The following is a 17,447-nucleotide window of genomic DNA, read 5'->3' as shown; positions in this document are numbered from 1 at the left end:
CTCAGCCTGCGGCATTGCCGGGCGAATCCGCGTCGTGAGATTGCCGCCACGACTCTGCCCGCTCTTCGAGCGCCGGCCGTTCGGCCGTCGGAAAAAGTGGAATCCGCCGGGTGTCCCGATAGCGACGCGGCTCCTCGGCGCGCCGCGGCGGACGATCGTTTGCGATGAGCACCGCCATCCACGGCAACGGGATCGATATCACCAGGATCGCGAGGGAGATGAGTCCGTTCTCCCAGATGCCGTACGCCACCGCGGCCAGGATGAGCGCGGGAACACGCCAGAACATCAGCGTCAGGTACTTGCGAACCCGTTGACGGTGCTGGACTTCGTAGGAGGGCGCGGCGCGGGTGATCAGAACCGGCCGACCGTCGTCATCGAAACTCAGCTCTTGGCCGTGTTTCATAACCTCCACTGTTTCACACTTGTCGTCGGCTGTACGGACCGGATTCGGGCCAGGCAAAATGGGCGGCATGCAAACCCAGACGATCGAACGCACCGACACCGACGAACGCGTCGACGACGGGACCGGCAGCGACACCCCGAAGTACTTCCACTACGTCAAGAAGGACAAGATCGCCGAGAGCGCGGTGATGGGCACCCACGTCGTCGCGCTGTGCGGCGAGGTCTTCCCGGTCACCAAGGCCGCGAAACCCGGGTCGCCGGTCTGCCCCGACTGCAAGCGGATCTACGACCAGCTCAAGAAGTAGCGGCGTCAGTTTCCCTTCCCGTTATCGCATCCGCGGGGTCGGCGTCCGCAGGGTCGTCCGGCCTGTCGTCCGCCTGCGCTGCGGGTCCACCGCCGCCGTTGCGTGACTCGGCCTTCCTCTTGAGCCACAACCGGACCCGCTTGGCGTGCGTCGGAGCCGCCGGCCACTCCTCTTGAATCGCGGCGTTCAGTTCGGCGCCCAGCATGATCGCGAAGCCGAGGAAAAACGCGAAAAGCAGGAACGCGATCGGTGTCGCCAACGCGCCGTAGGTGTACCCGGTGCTCGTGATCCACGTCAGGTAGAACCGCAGGCCCAACGTCGCAATCAGGAACACGATCGTCGCCAACAACGAGCCGAGCACAAGGCGGTGCGACGGCAGCGGCTCGGGTAGCGACACCCGATAGAGGATGTTCACCCCGACCAGCAGCGTGACGAACAGCAGCGGGTAGTAGCCGAAGGCCAGCGCGTTGTCCCAGCTCTCTGGGAGGTGCTCGGCGATCTTGCGCGGCCCGAGCGCGACGAACGGCGCCGAGGCGATCGCGATGACCAGCATTACGACGTACAGACCGAGCGCGAAGAAGCGCTGGCGTACGGGGTGACGCAGGGGAGTCTGGTCGTGGGCGTCGACGACGGAGTCGACGAACGAGGAGATCGCCGACGAGCCCGCCCACAGCGAGATCACGAAGCCGATCGACACCACCTCGCCCCTGGCGCCCCTGACGATGTCGCGCACCGTCGGCTCGATGATCTCGTCCACGACATTGGACGAGAAGAACCGTTCAGCCGTGCTGATCAGCTGGTCCTGAATCGCCGGAAGGGTCTCAGGGCCGAACAGCGGCGCGATGTAGGCCAGGCTGCCGAGCATCCCCAGCAGCAGCGGGGGCAGCGACAGTGCGCACCAGAACGCCGCCTGCGCAGACTCCGAGAAGATGGAATCGTCCCAGCTCTTCGAGAGTGTGCGCCGAACGATATGCCTGATGTGATGACCCGAGGGCGGCCTCGGTAAAGGCAGGGGCTGGTCGCTCATGACCAGTCCAGCATTACTGACGACTATCCGTTCCGCCCACCCGGGCGGCGGCCGTGTCGGCTGTTAGGCCTCCACCGGGCTCACTTGGAGAACGGCGGCGAGCTCCACCAACTTGGCTTCGTGCTCGTTGGCGTGATGCTGGCAGAACAGAAGTTCGCCGCCCGACGGAAGCGTTGCCCGCACGCGAGCCGCGGCCCCGCAGCGATCGCAGCGGTCAGCCTTGGTCAGTTCCGGGCTGGTGAGCGTTGCGGTCATGGCACCTCCATCGATTGCTCGCGTATCTCTACTGTCTCAGACGCTTTCGGTTTCGGCCTTGTTCCCAAAGGGTTTACCGGTGTGTCGTGTCTCACCGTTACACCGAGTTGCCGACGAGGAAGGCTGGCGGTATGCAACCGTTGCCCGCTGTGCTTGTCCACCTCTGCGGAGCCGAAGACTGGCGGTCTGCGCAGGTGAACGGGGAGCTTCGGCCCGAGTCGCTGGCTTCGAGCGGGTTCGTGCATCTATCGACGCCTGAGCAGGTGCATCTGCCGGCGAACCGGCTGTACGCCGGCCGTACGGATCTGGTGCTGCTGCGCATCGATCCCGCACTGTTGTCCTCTCCGGTCCGGTGGGAACCAGGTGTCGCCACTGATCCCGCTGCGATGGTGTTCCCACATCTGTATGGGCCATTACCTGTCGAAGCTGTGATTAGCGTCACTCCCTACCTGCCGCAAGCGGACGGCAGCTTCGCGCCGCTCTCCGTCTAGCGCTCGGCCCGGGAGTCGACGACGTAGGCATCGACTTCGATCTCGACCAACAGCTCCGGCGCGATCAGCGCTGTCACCTCGACCATCGTGGCCACCGGCCGGATCTCGCCGAACACCTCGGCGTGCACCTTGCCGACCTCGCCCCACAGCGAGATGTCTGTGACGAACATTCGAGTGCGGACCACATCGGACAGCGACGCGCCCACCTCCTGCAACGCAATATCTATGCGCCGCAGTGCATCTCGTGCCTGAGAAGCGACGTCATCGCCTGCTCCGGTGGTGCCGGCCACGGCGATGTGAGGCCCGATCCGCACGGCCCGCGAGTACCCGACCGTCGACTCGAACTCCGAGCCCGAGGACACGTTCTGTCGCAGCATCAGTACAACCTATTCGCGGCCTTCGCCGCCGCAACAGGTTTACAGTCGGGCCATTGACTGACAACCTAAACTGACCCACCGTGGGAATTCTGTTTGGCTTCGCGCCGTGGATCGTCTACTGGGTCCTGGTCGGCAATGTCCCGTTCGTCGCCGCGGTACTGGTGGCGCTGGCGGTGGCCGTCGCTTCACTCGTCATCGGCCGGATCAGGAGAGCGGCGGGCCGAACGCTCGAAATCGGGGCTGTCGTAACGTTTTTGGTTCTGACGGTGCTGACGTTCACGCTGAGCCAGTCATTCATGGAGCAGTGGTTACAGCCGCTGAGCACCGCGGGGATCTTCCTGGCGGCGTTGGGCAGCGTGCTGTTCGGCAAGCCGTTCGTCCGTGAATTCGCCGAGGTCGGCCAGCCGAAAGAAATCATCGAGACCGATCTGTTCAAGAAGATCACCAACGTCTTGACGTGGATCTGGGTGGCCGCGTTCGCCGGGATGACGGTGTCGTCGGCGATACCGCCCATCGTGTACGGCGAGGCGACGATCCTGGACACGAGGACGCCGCTGTCGTTCGTCTGCTACTGGGTGATCCCGTTCTCGTTGCTCGGCCTTGCGGCGCTGGCGTCGCGGATCCTGCCCGAGCGGATGGCACCGCCGGAGGACGAGATCGTGCGCAAGACCACGTTCGTGGCGTTCGCCGAGGCGGAGATCGACCAATTGATGTACCTCGCCACCGAACACGCCAACCGCGAGGTCGGTCCCGGCAAGGAGGCCTTCGACATCAGGATCGGAAGCAAGGGTGTTCCGCTCGTCGGTGATGAGACCCGCGAGTCGTGGCCGTCGACCTACAAGGTTCGCGACAAGAAGCGCTAGACGGGCACGGCTTCCACGATCGACATCATCGGCGTGGCGGTGTCGACGACGCGCGTGAGCCGGAACCCGGATCGCTCCAAGAGGCCGGCGAACTCGGCGCGGGTGCGTTCGCGGCCGCCGGGGGAGACCAGCATCTCCATGTCGAGTACGGCGCCCCAGTTCGCCGTTGCCCGCTCAGGCAGCACGATCTCGAGCAGGAGCAGTCGCCCGTTCGGGGCGATCGCGGTGCGGACGTTGCGCAGGATCTTCTCGGAGATGTCGTCGTCCCAGTCGTGGATGATCGACTTCAGAACGTAGGCGTCGGCGCCGTCGGGCACCGAATCCATGAAGGAGCCGCCTTCGACGGCGCATCGGCTGCTGACGCCTGCGGCGTCGAGTACCGGTCCGGCACCCGCGACGACCGACGGCAAGTCGAAAAGGACGCCGCGCGCGGTCGGAGCGGACGCCAGGATGGCGCTCAACAGGCGGCCGTGCCCGCCGCCCACATCGGCGATCAGCTTGAACTGTGAAAAGTCGTAGGCGGGGATCACCAGGTCGTTGGCCATCGCCGCCATGGTCGACATGGCATCGTTGAAGATCGCCGCCTGCTCGGGCGCATCGTCGAGGTGGTCGAAATACGACTTGCCATAAAGCTTTTCGGGGGCAGGCCGACCCGTTTGCACGGAGTACAGGAGTTCGCCCCACTCGGCCCAATGCTCGGGGGAGCCGATGAACAGGACCATCGATCGCATCGAACCCGGGACGTCGGCGCGCAGGGCCTGACCCATCGCGGCGAGGTCGAACCTGCCGTCGGCGCGATGATTGAACACCGACCTGCCCGCCAGCATGCGCATCAGCCGGAACACAGAATCGGGATGTGCGCCGACCTTGGCGGCGACCTCCTCGGCCGTCTTGGGTCCATCGGCGAGTTCGTCGGCGATGCCGAGTTTGGCTGCGACGTAGAGGGCTTGGCTCACCCAGGCGCCCTGCGCCGTCTCGAGGAGAGCGATGTTGCCGGGGACCATCGCCCGGGTCACCGTGTGCAGCGCCGTGCGCGCGGAGTCGATGAGGCGGACCAGGCGGGCGGGTGGAACTTTCGCGGGCTTCGAAGACACGGGGCGTTACCCTACCGCTAGCTAGGGTAACTTCATTGCTCTCCGTACACGCGGAGCAATTCGACTATTTGCGCCGTAGATACGGTTGTTTCGGGGCATCGAGGTCGATACGCTTCCGCAATGCCGGAAATACGCATTCGTGAGGCCGCCGAACTGCTCGGCGTCAGTGACGACACCGTGCGCCGCTGGGTCGACGACGGCGCCCTGGACGCACACCTCGATGCATCGGGCCGCAAGGCGATCGACGGCGCCGCACTGGCGGCGTTCGCCCGCGCCAATGCCGGCAGCGCGCCCAAAGACCCGTTGGCGGTAGCCAGTTCGGCACGCAACCGCTTCGCCGGACTCGTGACGAAGGTGGTCACCGACACGGTTATGGCACAGGTCGAGATGCAATGCGGACCATTCACCGTCGTCTCCCTGATGAGCGCTGACGCCGTGCGCGAGTTGCAGCTCGAACCGGGCAGTGTGGCCGTGGCCGTTGTCAAGGCCACCACGGTGATAGTGGAGACGCCCGGGGGCTAATCATGAAGCGGTACAAGCTGTTTGCGGTTGTGATGGCTCTGGCGTGCACGCTGTCTGCGTGCGGCTCCAGCGACAAGCCGGGTGGTGAGCACCTCATGGTGTTCGCGGCGGCGTCGCTGAAGTCGACGTTCAGCGAGATCGGTGAGCAGTTCACCGCCGACAACCCCGGCGTCTCAGTGGAATTCAACTTCGCGGGCTCGTCGGACCTTGTTGCGCAGTTGACACAGGGCGCGGAGGCGGACGTCTTCGCGTCCGCGGACACCAAGAACATGGACAAGGCCGCCAAGGCCGACCTTCTGGTCGCTGACCCGGTGAACTTCGCCTCGAATACGTTGACGATCGCGGTGGCCCCCGGAAACCCTAAGCAGATCAACTCATTTCGGGATCTGACGAAACCCGGACTCGCGGTGGTCGTGTGCGCCCCGCAGGTGCCATGCGGGTCGGCGACGCAGAAGGTGGAGGATGCCGCCGGGGTGACGCTCGCGCCCGTCAGCGAAGAATCGTCGGTCACCGACGTGCTGAACAAGGTGACGTCGGGACAGGCCGACGCCGGACTGGTCTATGTCACCGACGCGATGTCTGCCGGCGACAAGGTCACTGCGGTGCCGTTCCCCGAATCCGCGGACGCGGTGAACGTCTATCCGATCGCCGCGCTCGAGTCGTCCGCACACCAGGAATTGGCGCGCAAGTTCATCGACGCGGTCACGGGAGAAGCGGGCCAGAAGACGCTGAGCGCGGCCGGCTTCGCCAAGCCCTGATCGTGCGCTCCCGTCCGCGAAATAGCTTTCCGGGCGGCGATTTCGGCGAACCTACGACCCGAAATGCTATTTCGGCGCAGGAAAGCCCTGACTAGAACCAAAGCCCGTCAACGCCACGCTGATCGACTCCCATTAGTCGAGGTAGTCGCGCAACACCTGCGAACGGCTGGGGTGGCGCAGCTTCGACATCGTCTTGGACTCGATCTGGCGGATGCGCTCACGCGTCACGCCGTAGACCTGACCGATCTCGTCGAGGGTGCGCGGCTGACCGTCGGTCAGGCCGAACCGCAACCGCACCACGCCGGCCTCACGCTCGGAGAGCGTCTCCAGCACCGACTGCAGCTGATCCTGCAGCAGCGTGAAGCTCACCGCGTCGACGGCGACTACCGCCTCGGAATCCTCGATGAAGTCGCCGAGCTGCGAGTCGCCCTCGTCGCCGATGGTCTGGTCCAGCGAGATGGGCTCACGCGCGTACTGCTGGATCTCCAGCACCTTCTCCGGCGTGATGTCCATCTCTTTGGCCAGCTCTTCGGGCGTGGGCTCGCGACCCAGGTCCTGCAGCAGCTCGCGCTGGATGCGGCCGAGCTTGTTGATCACCTCGACCATGTGCACCGGGATACGGATGGTGCGCGCCTGGTCGGCCATCGCGCGGGTGATCGCCTGGCGGATCCACCACGTCGCATAGGTGGAAAACTTGTAACCCTTTGTGTAGTCGAACTTCTCGACTGCGCGGATCAAACCGAGGTTGCCCTCCTGGATGAGGTCCAGGAACGCCATGCCGCGGCCCGTGTAGCGCTTGGCCAGCGACACAACGAGTCGCAGGTTCGCCTCCAGCAGATGGTTTTTCGCGCGATCGCCGTCACGGCAGATCCATGCCATGTCCCGGCGCTGCGCGGCGGGCAGCTTCTCACCCTTCTCGGCCAGTTCGGCCATCAGCTGGGTGGCGTAAAGGCCTGCTTCAATGCGCTTGGCGAGCTCGACCTCTTCCTCGGCATTGAGCAGTGCGACCTTGCCGATCTGCTTCAGGTACGCGCGTACCGAGTCGGCCGAGGCCGTGAGCTCGGCGTCCTTGCGGGCCTGCCGCAGCGCCTCGGATTCTTCTTCGTCCCAGACGAAATCCCCGGACGCCTTGTCCTTCTCGCTCGGCTCGGCGATCTCGTCGTCCTCGACCGGTGCCGCCGTGGCGACCTTCGGGGAGGGCTTCTCGGCGGTGTCGTCCTCGTCGACCTCGAGATCGCTCAGGTCGATATCGGCCTCGTCGACCTCGATGTCGCCGTCGGGCTCACCGTCGAGCTCGTCGGTCTCGACTCCCTCGGCCTCGACGTCGGTGGTGGTGGCATCGGGCTCGGGTGAGGTGGCCTTCTTGGACCGGCTCTTGGTGGCGGGCGCAGCGTCACCGGCCTTGGCCTTCTCGGCTCGTTTGGCCGGCGCGGCCTTCGCCGCCTTGGCGGGCTTGGTCCCCTTGGTGGCCTTGGTCGGGGTCGCGGACGTGGCCTTGGTCGCCTTCGTCGCGGTCGACTTGGCGGCCCGCTTGGCAGGTGCCGAACCGTTGGCGGACTTGGCCGCCGGGGCCTTCTTGGCCGGGGTCTTGGTAGCGGTGCGCTTCACCGGCTGATCGGTTGCCGGGCTTGCCGCCTTGGTCGCTGCCACGTACACCCTTTCGTCTTGCTTTGTTCCGGTGGGCAGTGGGGACCCCACCGCAGGTTGAGGTCGTGCGCCATCGAAAAATGTCGGCTGTCGAATATCGGCGGTTTGATTCGCCTCTATCCGGGCTGCGGCCGCCGACGACCATTGTAACGACAGTGTGTGCCACCGCCGTGTTCAGCGGCAAATTTGGGCCCGCGGCGAGCCGCGGAACTCGGGGCGGCCGGTGCGTTGGTTCCGTCTACCCGGTCGCCGTGACGTCGACCTCGGCGGCCATGGCCGCTCCGACGATGCCCGCGGTGTTCTGCAGCGCCGCGGCGACCACCGGCGTCCGATTCTTCAGCAGCGGGATCCACTTATCGGCCTTGCGGCTGATGCCGCCGCCGGCGATGAACAGGTCCGGCCAGATCGCGTTCTCGATCGCCACCAGCACCTTCGTCACTTCCTGGGTCCAGCGGGCGTAGCTCCAGTCCTTCTTTTCCTTGACCGAGGACGCCGCGCGGTGCTCGGCTTCCTTGCCGCCGACCTCGAGGTGACCGAACTCGGTGTTGGGCAGCAGCACGCCGTTGTGAATCACGGCCGAACCTATGCCGGTGCCGAAGGTCAGCAGAACGATGACGCCTGTGTTGTCCCGGCCTGCGCCGAATCTCTCCTCGGCGAGTCCGGCGGCGTCGGCGTCGTTGAGGACGGTCACCGGCTGGCCGTCGAGCGCCTTGCTGTAGAACTCGGCGGCGTTGCAGCCGATCCAGCCTTTGTCGACGTTGGCGGCGGTGCGCACGATGCCGTCGGTCACCACGCCGGGGTAGGTGACGCCGACCTTCTCGGTCCAGCCGAACTCGCGGACCACGGCGGCGACGGTCTTGCTGACCGCCTCGGGCGTCGCCGGCTGCGGGGTCTCGAGCTTGAAGCGGTCGCCGATCAGCAGACCGGTGTCGAGGTCGACGATTCCGCCTTTGACGCCGCTTCCACCGACATCGATGCCGAAGCCGCGGCGCTGGCCCGCACCGGTGTCCGGCGCGGCAGAGGGTGAATCGGTGGCTGTCATCGGCGTTCCTCCACATCAGCCCGGCAGTGCGACGCGCCACACACCTTAGTGGCTCGGCAAAACTCATGTGCGACTGTCGTGCAACCGGTTAGCGGACTGTGTTGCGATAGGCGCGTGGTATCAACCGATCCCGTGCTGCTGCGCTCAGTTGCCGAGCAACTGGCCAACGAGGCGGCCGCATTCGTGCGAGCTCGCCGTGCCGAGGTCTTCGGCGACTCGCCGACTGTCGGGGAAGCGCCGTCGCCAGTGCGTTCCAAGAGCACACCGACCGATCCCGTCACCGTCGTCGACACCGAGACCGAGGCGCTGTTGCGCGACCGGCTGGCCGTCCTGCGCCCCGGAGAACCCGTGCTCGGCGAGGAACAGGGTGGGGCGGCAGATGCCCGCGACGGTCGTCTCACCTGGGTGCTCGACCCCATCGACGGCACGGTGAACTTCGTCTACGGCATCGAGAACTACGCGGTGTCGGTCGCCGTACAGCGCGATGGCGCATCGGTGGCAGGAGCTGTCGCGAACGTACCCACCGGGGCGGTGTACTCCGCCGCGGTCGGCCACGGTGCGCACGTACAGCGTGGGGGAGTGACGACCCGGTTGCGGGCCAGCAGCCCCACGGAGCTGTCAATGTCGTTGGTGGGCACCGGCTTTTCCTACTCCGCCGAAAAGCGGACCCGACAAGCTCAGGTACTCATGGCGGTCCTGCCTTCGGTCCGCGATATCCGTCGCATCGGCTCGTGTGCACTCGATCTGTGCATGGTGGCGGCCGGTGCCCTGGACGCCTACTACGAGGACGGTGTGCACGTGTGGGACTGGGCCGCGGGTGCGTTGATCGCCGCCGAGGCGGGCGCGGTACTCCGGCTGCCGGCGCCGGACAAGTCGCCGGGGTTCATCGTCGCGTCGGCGCCGGGAATCGCCGACGCGTTCGACGCCGTGCTGACCAACGCCGGCGCCCCGTAGCACGCGGAAACCGTTGCACGTCAGCGCTATACGCGCCTAGCAGGTCGAGGAGTGGATCTTCTTTAGTAGCGCCGGCTCAGCGCTCTGCGTCGCGTCGGGGCGCAGGCTGGCGAGTACCGCGTCGATGTCGTCGCTGCTGCTCAACTCGGAGAACTCGGTGCCGATCGCCAGATCGACGGTGTCGTCGCTGCGCTCGTCCTGAAACAGCTCGTTGCACGGCGCGACCAGCCAGACCGCGGCCGCGGCCGCGCGCCCCGACGGGCCGAACCGGATCTGGCCCTGGCACGCCAGCCGCGCCGTCGCGTAGACCGTGTCGTTGGCCGCACTGGGCTCGGCGAAACCCAGGTCGCGAAGCGCGCCGGCGACCTCGGCGGCCTGACCGCCCTGCCCGCTCGCATTGAGCACCCGGATCGTGGTGTCGGCGAGCTTGGCCGGAATCACGTCGATCATGTCGCTGCGGGTCACCTGCTGGCCGAGCGGCGTCGGCGGGGTGTTGGGGTCGGCGGGTGGCGGCGGAGGGTTGCAGGCGGCGGTCTCCGCCACGTCCACCCGCTGATTCAGGGCGATGACCCACACCGTCAACGTGACGACCGCGAGGGCGACGAGGACCAGGATGCCCGGCAGGTAATTGCGACGACGAAATGGGCGTCCGTGCTTGTCGAATGCCGTACCCTCGGTGATTTGCGCGACCACGAGAGCACTCTAGAGGCCGCGTTGTAGGGGGCTTGTGGTGGCATGGGGGAGAATGTGATGTAAATCACAGTGCAACGTGTTCCAATCCGGGCACGAATCATTTGGTGGATGCGTTCGACGCTGGTACAAAGCTCTGCTGCAAGGTCTGATGGAGGGGACGACACAATGGCTACCGATTACGACGCCCCGCGGCGTACCGAAACAGATGATGTTTCGGAGGATTCGCTGGAGGAGCTGAAGGCGCGGCGTAACGAGGCCCAGTCCGCGGTCGTCGACGTTGACGAGTCTGAATCCGCTGAGTCTTTTGAACTGCCTGGTGCAGACCTTTCCGGGGAGGAACTTTCGGTTCGGGTCATCCCGAAACAGGCCGACGAGTTCACCTGCTCGAGTTGCTTCCTGGTGCACCACCGCAGCCGCCTCGCCAGCGAGAAGAACGGCGTGATGATCTGCACGGACTGCGCCGCCTGAGACGGCGAGGCGTCCTACTGCTGAGGTTCGCGTAGAGCTGACAGCACTCGCTCGGGTCGGCGGCAACTGATCAGCCAATACGGCGTCGGGTCATCCGGATCGTCGAGAACCAGAAGAACCATGGGGCCCACCCATGCCTTGTGTACGACGTAGGCGGCTGGATCCAGCTGACGGCCCAGTGCTGCCGACTTGGCGCTGCGCGGCACCTCCGCCGACCGGGACACCACACCGACCGGCAGGTGGGCGTTGCCCACCCACAACTCGGTTTCGCCGGTTCCGCCGACCACCCGCACCTGCGTGTTGCCCAGTAACACCAGTGCGACGCCCGCGACCGGCATCAACAAGGCGTAAGGCAGCCAGACGGGCAGCGCGGGCACGCCCTGGTTCACCTCGAAGGCGATCAGCGCGGCCAACCCGAGCCCGAGCAGCCACCACCACCACGGCACCGTCAGCCGTTCGCGGTAGCGCACGGTTTGGGACGTGGCGCGCGTATCGGACACGCGGCCAAGAGTAATCTCTGTCGTCGTGTCCACCACTCTCGCGGTCGTGCGCCTGGACCCTGATCTCCCCATGCCGAGTCGCGCCCATGACGGTGACGCTGGAGTCGATCTCTACAGCGCCGTCGACGTCCAACTGGCGCCCGGTGAGCGCGCGCTGGTGCCGACCGGCATCGCGGTCGCCATTCCGCACGGAATGGTCGGGCTGGTCCATCCCCGTTCGGGTTTGGCTGCGCGCGTGGGACTTTCGATCGTCAACAGTCCCGGCACGATCGACGCCGGATACCGTGGCGAGGTAAAGGTGGCACTGATCAACCTCGACCCGCGTGAGCCGATTGTCGTGAACCGGGGAGACCGGGTCGCACAACTTCTGGTTCAGCGGGTCGAGCTGCCCGAGCTGGTCGAAGTGACATCGTTCGACGAGGCCGGCCTGGCAGAAACCTCCCGTGGCGACGGCGGTCACGGTTCCTCCGGCGGACATGCGAGTTTGTGATGGCATTCAGTAAGCAGAAAGACGATGCGGGCGGCGACAAGGGCGATGAGGTCGTGTCGGCATCAGAGATCCAGGACCTCCAGGAAGACGACGACCTTGACGGCCCGTTCGACATCGAGGACTTCGACGACCCGGCGACCGCGACCGTCGGACGCCTCGACCTGGGCTCGGTGCTGATCCCGCTACCCGAGGCCGGACAGGTTCAGGTGGAGCTCACCCAGCAGGGTGTGCCAAGCGCGGTGTGGGTCGTCACGCCCAACGGACGGTTCACCATCGCCGCCTACGCCGCGCCCAAGTCCGCGGGCCTGTGGCGCGAGGTGGCCACCGAACTGGCGGAGTCGCTGCGTAAAGACGTCGGCCAGGTGTCGATCAAGGACGGCCGGTGGGGCCGCGAGGTCGTCGGCGCGGCGCCCGGCCCACAAGGTCAGGGTTTGGTCCGCTTCATCGGCGTCGACGGCTATCGCTGGATGATCCGCTGCGTCGTCAACGGCCCCGAGGACAAGGCCGACGCGCTGGCGAAAGAGGCGCGAGATGCGTTGGCCGACACGGTCGTTCGCCGTGGTGATACCCCGCTGCCGGTGCGCACCCCGCTACCGGTCGAGCTGCCCGAAGCGATGGCCAACCAGCTGCGAGCCGCCGCCGAACAGGCCGCCAATCAGCAGGCGCAGCAGTCGGGTGAAGCGCCACCGCCGACGCCCGCCGCGCGCCGCAGCGAGCAGGGGTCGGCGATGCAACAGCTGCGGACCATCACCGGCGGCTAGCGGTTTGTGTGCGTTCGCGAGCGCTCAGCGCAACCGAACGCACACAACTCACAATTCTGCGAGCGCGGCGACACACGCGGCGCCCAGCACCGCCGGATCGGCGCCCAACTCGTCGAGCGTGATCGTGCGCAATGACGCGCGCGGCGCCGCCGTCATCCACTCGATGCCGACCTCGACGGGGTGCACCGGATCGTCGGTCGCCGCGGCGATCCCCATCGGAGCCTCGAGCCGCTCGAGCTCGATGCACGTCGGTGCGACGTAGACGGCCGCGGCTTCCATCGCATCGGGCAGCGACGGCCACTGTCCCGCCCACGACCGCGCCAACTCATCACCCAGCCAGCGTGGGCTGTTCGCCCGCATCTGCGCGGCGGCGGAGGCCAACCCTTCGTTTCGCAGCACACTCGCCGAGTGGCGGGCAGCTATCGCCGCGGGCGCGTTGTCCGGCTCGCCCGTCCACGCCGGCAGCGCCGCGAGAACCGCGACGGCGCGGTCCGGATGAGCAATCGCCCATGCGGTGGCCACCGCCGCGCCGATGGACACCCCGCCGACGGCGATCGGCGCCGTGCGGGCCGCGTTGTCCAGCGCCTCGCGGTAACTGTCGACCAGACGCTCCGGGTAGGGCTTCGGGGTGACGACCACCGCTCCTTCGCCGTGCAGGGCGTCGGAAAACGCCCGGTAGACGTAGTCATCGTCGGAGCCGGTGCCGGGCAGCAGCACCGTCGTGACACCCTGCAGATTGACCGCCATCACATGATGGTGCCCTGCTCACAGATCGTTCGGCGCGTCGACCCCACCCCACGTGGCAGAACGGAACCAAGAGGTCTAACGTGGCGTTGTTCGGGGTATAGATCAACGATTGATCTGCGACGGTCAGGAGAGGCCATGGGTACGGCCGAAGGATATTTGCGCCGGCTGACACGAAGGCTGACGGAAGCCCCAGAACAGCTCGATGTCGAAGAACTCAGCGACGAAGCCGCCAACACCGGCGCCTCGAAGGCGATCGATTGCCAGCGCGGCCAGGAGGTGACCATGGTCGGCACCCTGCGCAGCGTCGAGTGCAACGGCAAGGGCTGCGCGGGCGGCGTCAAGGCCGAATTGTTCGACGGCACCGACACGGTGATGCTGGTGTGGCTCGGCCAGCGCCGCATCCCGGGCATCGAATCGGGTCGCACCCTCAAGGTGCACGGCCGGGTCGGCAAACTGGACAACGGCTCGAAGGCGATCTACAACCCGCACTACGAGATTCAAAAGTGAGTGACCCCGGAGCTGACCCGGGGAAGCGTTCCAGCAAGGCACACGCCGTCCTCGAGCAAATGGGCGGCATCAGCGGTCTGATCTATTCGTCGCTGCCGGTGGTGGCGTTCGTTCCGGCATCGCAGTTGTTCGGGCTCACTGCGGCGGTCGCCGCGGCACTGGGCGTCGCTGCCGTCATCCTGGTCTGGCGGCTGGTGCGCCGCGAATCCACCCAGCCGGCCATCTCGGGCTTCATCGGCGTCGGAGTATGTGCACTGATCGCCTATTTCATGGGCGAATCCAAGGGTTACTTCCTGCTGGGCATCTGGTCGTCGTTGGTGTGGGCGTCGGTGTTCACGCTTTCGGTGCTGATCCGCCGCCCGATCGTCGGCTACATCTGGGGCTGGGTCAACGACCACGACCGCGACTGGCGCACGGTGCGCAAGGCGGTGCTGGCGTTCGACATCGCGACCCTGGTGTGGGTGCTCGTCTTCGCCTCCCGGTTCGTCGTGCAGCACCATCTCTACGACGCCGACCAGACGGGCTGGCTTGGTGTGGCCCGCATTTCGATGGGCTGGCCGCTCACGGCGGCGGCCGCGCTGGTGACCTATCTGGCCATCCGGTCGGCGCAGCGCGCGATCCACGGGGATCACCACGGAAAAGACGCCGAGGAGGGCGAGGCTCTCGCGGATGACGCACCGCGTGAGAATCCGGGCGTGACGCAGCCCGATGCCCGCTGACAACGACGACCCAAACTCTCGTCGCGCCCGCGGCACCGACACCACGCTCGTCGCGGTCGCCGTGCTGGCCTCGTTCGTCGCGTTCCTCGACGGATCAGTGGTCAACTTGGCGTTACCCGCCATCGGGCGAGACTTCGCGCACCAGGGACTCGCCGGCCTGGCGCTACAACAGTGGGTGGTGGACGGCTATCTCCTCACCCTCGGCGCGCTGATCCTCGTCGCGGGCGCCATCTCCGACCAGTTCGGCCGGCTCGCGGTGCTGCGCATGGGGCTGGCCGTTTTCGCGGTGTCGTCGGTGTTGTGCGCGATCGCGCCGACGGGTTGGGTGCTCGTCGCCGCACGTTGTCTGCAGGGCGTCGGTGCAGCGTTCCTGGTGCCCAGTTCGCTTGCGATGATCAACGCCCGCTTCTCCGGCGCCGCGCAGGCCCGCGCGATCGGGACCTGGACCGCTTGGACTGGAACGGCTTTCGTGGTCGGCCCACTGCTGGGCGGGGTTCTGGTCGACGCGCTGAATTGGCGGTGGATCTTCGCGGTCAACCTCGTCCCGCTGGCGATCACGCTCTACCTCACCACGAGGCTGCCCGCGGGTGAGTTCGCCATCGCGGGTCGGCCCGCCCGCGTCGACGTGGTGGGGGCGGCGTTGAACGCCGTCGGCCTCACCGGTGTGGTCTACGCCCTGATCGAAAGTCAGCGCCTTGGCTTTGCGCATCCAGCGGTGGTGGTTGGTCTCGCGGTCGGCACCGCGTGCCTGATCGCGTTCCCGTTGTGGGAGTGGCGCAGCCCCGAGCCGATGATGCCGTTGCGGATCTTCGCGGCCCGCAATTTCGCCGTCGGGAACCTGTCGACGGTGTTCCTCTACGCCGGGGTGTCACTCGGCATGCTCGTGGTGGGGCTGTTCCTCCAGGAGACGGCCGGATTGTCGGCGACGGAGGCGGGGCTGGCCAGCCTGCCGGTCCCGGTGTTGTCGTTCCTGCTGGCCCGCCGGTTCGGCGTGCTGGCGGGTGCGCACGGTCCTCGACTGTTCATGGCGGCCGGGCCGCTGATCGCGGCGGTGGGGTACCTGCTGATGGCCGGGGCGGCCGAACCGTTCGACTTCTGGACGCAGATGCTGCCCGGGCTGGTGATATTCGGTCTGGGGCTGACGGTGACGGTGTCGCCGCTCACCGCGGCGATCCTTGCGGCGGTGGAGCCCGCGCAGAGCGGAGTCGGTTCGGCGGTCAACAACGCGCTGTCACGGATCGCGGGTCTGATCGCGATCGCATTCACCGGCGTAATCATCGGTGGCACAGTGGATTTCGACGGCTTCAGACAGGCCATGCTGGTGACGGCGGGGCTGTTCGCGGTCGCCGGGGTGATCTCGGCGGTGGGCATCCGCAACCAGCAATACGAAGTCGGGCGCGTCTCCGTGGAGTCGACGGCGCAGTGTCACGACCGGGCCACGCCGCCGCCGGTCTACACCCAGCGTTGAGTGTCAGCGCGCCTCGGGGTTGAGCAGCAGTTGCTGCAGACGTTCCTCGACCTCGGTGACCGCCACGAAGAGCAGCTCGTCGCCGCCCTCGAGCGGTTCGTCGCCCTCGGGCACGATCACCCGTGGGCCACGCAGAATCGTCACCAGCGTCGCGTCGCGGGGGAGATCGAGGCGTTTGACGGGCTTACCGCCCCACGGCGTGTCGTCGGGAAGCGTGATCTCCACCAGATTCGCCTGGCCCTTGCGGAACTCCATCAGCCGCACCAGATCGCCGACGGCGACGGCTTCCTCGACCAGTGAGGCCAGCATGCGCGGGGTGGACACGGCCACGTCGACACCCCAGTTCTCGTCGAACAGCCATTCGTTGCGGGGGTCGTTGACGCGGGCCACCACGCGCGGGACGGCGAACTCGGTCTTGGCCAGCAGGCTGACCACCACGTTGACCTTGTCGTCGCCCGTCGCGGCGATCACGACGTCGAACTCCTCGAGCTTCACCGACTCCAGCATGGTGAGCTCACACGCGTCGCCGAGGCGCCACTGCGCGGCAGGGATCGCGTCGACGTCGATGTGGTCGGGATTGCGTTCGAGCAGCGTCACCTCATGGCTTTCGACGAGCTCGCGGGCGATGGAGCGGCCAACCGCGCCGGCCCCGGCGATGGCGACCCTCATTGCGCTTCGATGTCCTCGCTCGGTGGCAGCGCCGCGATGGCCAGCGCCTCGGCGATATGCCCGGCGATCGCTGCCATGTACACCTGATCACTGGCCTGGATCACGGTTTTCGCGTCGGGCAGCAGGCCCGCGCCGAACCGGATCAGGAACGCCACCCGGCCACCGGTCGCGGTCTCCAGCTCGGTGAGCCGACGGCCGACCCAGCCCTCATGCAGGGCCAATTCGGTGACCCCGACATTTCCCGTCGGGTCGCGCCACTTGGTGGTCTCGGTCTCGCGGGTCAGCACGTTGAGCAGGCGGTCGGTGGTCCACGGCACGGTGGCCACGGTCGGGATGCCCAGCCGTTCGTAGACCGCGGCGCGTTTGGCGTCGTAGATACGGGCCACCACCCGCTCGACGCCGAACGTCTCCCGCGCTACCCGGGCCGAGATGATGTTGGAGTTGTCGCCAGAGGACACCGCCGCGAACGCGCCCGCCTCTTCGATTCCCGCCCGCAGCAGCACGTCGCGGTCGAAGCCCATGCCGAGTACCCGCTCGCCGGGAAACTCGGGTGACAGGCGGTGAAATGCGGTGCTGTCCCGGTCGATGACCGCGACGTCGTGGCCGATGCGGGCCAGACTGTCCGACAGCGACGCGCCGACACGGCCGCATCCCATCACCACTACTCGCACCTGAAGGTCCTTTCCGT

The 17,447-nt window shown here is 66.7% G+C and carries 24 protein-coding genes; 12 read left to right on the top strand and 12 right to left on the bottom strand.

The window, feature by feature from the left end:
* Position 1: 1 nt before the first annotated feature.
* Positions 2–403, bottom strand: a complete 402-nt coding sequence (locus tag H7J93_RS10965) for a DUF3099 domain-containing protein (protein WP_267306317.1) — start codon at positions 401–403, stop codon at positions 2–4.
* A gap of 67 nt (positions 404–470) precedes the next feature.
* On the opposite strand from H7J93_RS10965, the gene H7J93_RS10960 reads away from it, so the two are divergent.
* Positions 471–707, top strand: a complete 237-nt coding sequence (locus tag H7J93_RS10960) for a DUF3039 domain-containing protein (protein ID WP_267306316.1) — start codon at positions 471–473, stop codon at positions 705–707.
* Here H7J93_RS10960 and H7J93_RS10955 read toward each other — a convergent pair.
* A complete protein-coding gene (locus H7J93_RS10955) occupies positions 697–1,734 on the bottom strand; it encodes a YihY/virulence factor BrkB family protein (protein ID WP_267306315.1) in 1,038 nt (345 codons plus the stop codon). The two genes, H7J93_RS10960 and H7J93_RS10955, sit on opposite strands and share 11 nt — an antisense overlap.
* Positions 1,735–1,797: 63 nt before the next feature.
* Positions 1,798–1,989, bottom strand: a complete 192-nt coding sequence (locus H7J93_RS10950; protein WP_267306314.1) for a DUF7455 domain-containing protein — start codon at positions 1,987–1,989, stop codon at positions 1,798–1,800.
* Between the two features lie 131 nt (positions 1,990–2,120).
* Here H7J93_RS10950 and H7J93_RS10945 point away from each other — a divergent pair, with 131 nt between their 5' ends.
* Positions 2,121–2,480 carry a DUF952 domain-containing protein gene (locus tag H7J93_RS10945; RefSeq protein WP_267306313.1) on the top strand — a complete coding sequence of 120 codons (360 nt, stop codon included), beginning with the start codon at positions 2,121–2,123 and terminating at the stop codon, positions 2,478–2,480.
* Here the strand turns inward: H7J93_RS10945 and H7J93_RS10940 are convergent.
* Positions 2,477–2,857 (bottom strand): RidA family protein, encoded by a 381-nt coding sequence (locus H7J93_RS10940; RefSeq protein ID WP_267306312.1) that lies wholly within the window; start codon positions 2,855–2,857, stop codon positions 2,477–2,479. The two genes, H7J93_RS10945 and H7J93_RS10940, sit on opposite strands and share 4 nt — an antisense overlap.
* 80 nt (positions 2,858–2,937) lie before the next feature.
* Here H7J93_RS10940 and H7J93_RS10935 point away from each other — a divergent pair, with 80 nt between their 5' ends.
* A complete protein-coding gene (locus tag H7J93_RS10935; RefSeq protein WP_267306311.1) occupies positions 2,938–3,720 on the top strand; it encodes a hypothetical protein in 783 nt (260 codons plus the stop codon).
* Here H7J93_RS10935 and H7J93_RS10930 read toward each other — a convergent pair.
* Positions 3,717–4,814 (bottom strand): methyltransferase, encoded by a 1,098-nt coding sequence (locus H7J93_RS10930; protein WP_267306310.1) that lies wholly within the window; start codon positions 4,812–4,814, stop codon positions 3,717–3,719. The two genes, H7J93_RS10935 and H7J93_RS10930, sit on opposite strands and share 4 nt — an antisense overlap.
* Before the next feature lie 120 nt (positions 4,815–4,934).
* Here H7J93_RS10930 and H7J93_RS10925 point away from each other — a divergent pair, with 120 nt between their 5' ends.
* Both H7J93_RS10925 and modA read left to right on the top strand, forming a co-directional pair.
* The gene (locus tag H7J93_RS10925; protein WP_267306309.1) at positions 4,935–5,336 is read left to right on the top strand and encodes a TOBE domain-containing protein; all 402 of its coding nucleotides are present in this window, start codon (positions 4,935–4,937) and stop codon (positions 5,334–5,336) included.
* A 2-nt stretch (positions 5,337–5,338) separates the two neighbouring features.
* A complete protein-coding gene (gene modA, locus H7J93_RS10920; protein WP_372507849.1) occupies positions 5,339–6,094 on the top strand; it encodes a molybdate ABC transporter substrate-binding protein in 756 nt (251 codons plus the stop codon).
* 132 nt (positions 6,095–6,226) lie between these two features.
* On the opposite strand, the gene H7J93_RS10915 is transcribed toward modA, so the two are convergent.
* Together H7J93_RS10915 and ppgK are read right to left on the bottom strand one after the other, a co-directional pair.
* On the bottom strand, positions 6,227–7,750 hold the full coding sequence (locus H7J93_RS10915; protein ID WP_267306308.1) for an RNA polymerase sigma factor: 1,524 nt from the start codon (positions 7,748–7,750) through the stop codon (positions 6,227–6,229).
* A gap of 229 nt (positions 7,751–7,979) precedes the next feature.
* Positions 7,980–8,783, bottom strand: coding sequence for a polyphosphate--glucose phosphotransferase (gene ppgK, locus H7J93_RS10910; RefSeq protein ID WP_267306307.1), 804 nt, complete (start codon positions 8,781–8,783; stop codon positions 7,980–7,982).
* Between the two features lie 114 nt (positions 8,784–8,897).
* Here ppgK and H7J93_RS10905 point away from each other — a divergent pair, with 114 nt between their 5' ends.
* Complete coding sequence (locus H7J93_RS10905; protein ID WP_267306306.1) at positions 8,898–9,737, top strand: inositol monophosphatase family protein; 840 nt, start codon at positions 8,898–8,900, stop codon at positions 9,735–9,737.
* Positions 9,738–9,773: 36 nt separating this feature from the next.
* Here H7J93_RS10905 and cei read toward each other — a convergent pair whose 3' ends face one another.
* Positions 9,774–10,430 (bottom strand): envelope integrity protein Cei, encoded by a 657-nt coding sequence (cei, locus tag H7J93_RS10900; protein ID WP_267306305.1) that lies wholly within the window; start codon positions 10,428–10,430, stop codon positions 9,774–9,776.
* Positions 10,431–10,595: 165 nt separating this feature from the next.
* On the opposite strand from cei, the gene H7J93_RS10895 reads away from it, so the two are divergent.
* Positions 10,596–10,898: a DUF4193 domain-containing protein gene (locus tag H7J93_RS10895; protein WP_024445904.1), complete on the top strand. Its 303-nt coding sequence runs from the start codon at positions 10,596–10,598 to the stop codon at positions 10,896–10,898.
* A 14-nt stretch (positions 10,899–10,912) separates the two neighbouring features.
* Here the strand turns inward: H7J93_RS10895 and H7J93_RS10890 are convergent, their stop codons facing one another.
* Entirely contained in the window at positions 10,913–11,398 is a 486-nt protein-coding gene (locus tag H7J93_RS10890) for a DUF3093 domain-containing protein (protein ID WP_267306304.1), read from the bottom strand.
* Positions 11,399–11,423: 25 nt separating this feature from the next.
* On the opposite strand from H7J93_RS10890, the gene dut reads away from it, so the two are divergent.
* Together dut and H7J93_RS10880 are read left to right on the top strand one after the other, a co-directional pair.
* Positions 11,424–11,888, top strand: coding sequence for a dUTP diphosphatase (gene dut / locus H7J93_RS10885; RefSeq protein WP_267306303.1), 465 nt, complete (start codon positions 11,424–11,426; stop codon positions 11,886–11,888).
* Complete coding sequence (locus tag H7J93_RS10880; protein ID WP_267306302.1) at positions 11,888–12,649, top strand: DUF3710 domain-containing protein; 762 nt, start codon at positions 11,888–11,890, stop codon at positions 12,647–12,649. The genes dut and H7J93_RS10880 overlap by 1 nt, the downstream gene beginning before the upstream one ends.
* A 48-nt stretch (positions 12,650–12,697) precedes the next feature.
* Here H7J93_RS10880 and H7J93_RS10875 read toward each other — a convergent pair whose 3' ends face one another.
* Positions 12,698–13,396, bottom strand: a complete 699-nt coding sequence (locus H7J93_RS10875; RefSeq protein WP_267306301.1) for an alpha/beta hydrolase — start codon at positions 13,394–13,396, stop codon at positions 12,698–12,700.
* A 135-nt stretch (positions 13,397–13,531) separates the two neighbouring features.
* On the opposite strand from H7J93_RS10875, the gene H7J93_RS10870 reads away from it, so the two are divergent.
* The 3 genes from H7J93_RS10870 to H7J93_RS10860 are packed head-to-tail and all read left to right on the top strand — an operon-like array spanning position 13,532 to position 16,090.
* A complete protein-coding gene (locus tag H7J93_RS10870; RefSeq protein WP_083156291.1) occupies positions 13,532–13,903 on the top strand; it encodes an OB-fold nucleic acid binding domain-containing protein in 372 nt (123 codons plus the stop codon).
* On the top strand, positions 13,900–14,622 hold the full coding sequence (locus H7J93_RS10865; protein WP_267306300.1) for a DUF3159 domain-containing protein: 723 nt from the start codon (positions 13,900–13,902) through the stop codon (positions 14,620–14,622). The genes H7J93_RS10870 and H7J93_RS10865 overlap by 4 nt, the downstream gene beginning before the upstream one ends.
* Positions 14,612–16,090, top strand: coding sequence for an MFS transporter (locus H7J93_RS10860; protein ID WP_267306299.1), 1,479 nt, complete (start codon positions 14,612–14,614; stop codon positions 16,088–16,090). Before H7J93_RS10865 ends, H7J93_RS10860 begins: the two co-directional genes overlap by 11 nt.
* Positions 16,091–16,093: 3 nt before the next feature.
* Here the strand turns inward: H7J93_RS10860 and H7J93_RS10855 are convergent, their stop codons facing one another.
* Entirely contained in the window at positions 16,094–16,759 is a 666-nt protein-coding gene (locus H7J93_RS10855; RefSeq protein WP_267306298.1) for a potassium channel family protein, read from the bottom strand.
* Positions 16,756–17,430: a potassium channel family protein gene (locus H7J93_RS10850; protein ID WP_267306297.1), complete on the bottom strand. Its 675-nt coding sequence runs from the start codon at positions 17,428–17,430 to the stop codon at positions 16,756–16,758. Before H7J93_RS10850 ends, H7J93_RS10855 begins: the two co-directional genes overlap by 4 nt.
* Between the last annotated feature and the right edge of the window lie 17 nt (positions 17,431–17,447).

The organism is Mycobacterium barrassiae, from assembly GCF_025822765.1.
Classification (GTDB): domain Bacteria; phylum Actinomycetota; class Actinomycetes; order Mycobacteriales; family Mycobacteriaceae; genus Mycobacterium; species Mycobacterium barrassiae.
The sequence above is the reverse complement of the archived record's forward strand: the minus strand, read 5'-3'. Positions and strand labels throughout refer to the sequence as shown.